Genomic DNA, 253 nt, shown 5'->3' with positions numbered 1-253 from the left:
ATTTGATATACCTTTCATAACTAAAAAGGCACTATTATATAAAATAGACAATAATCTATCTTATATAGAAAATATTGACATATATAAATTAGTTAGACCATGTAAACATGTATTAAACCTTGAGAACTGCAAGCTTAAGACAATTGAAAAATATCTAGGTATATTTAGAAAGGATACCTTTACAGGAGGAGAATTAATTAGGCAATACATTGATTTTACAGAATCAAAAAGTGATATTGAGAAGACTAATTTA

At 24.9% G+C, this 253-nt stretch carries 1 protein-coding gene; it reads left to right on the top strand.

Features of this window, described 5'->3' with window-relative positions:
* Positions 1–253 (top strand): ribonuclease H-like domain-containing protein (locus ACX6CF_RS27150; RefSeq protein WP_458788489.1); only part of this gene is annotated, 253 nt, incomplete at both ends.

It is taken from the genome of Vallitalea sediminicola, from assembly GCF_054408565.1.
This window is presented reverse-complemented; position numbering and strand designations above follow the sequence as displayed.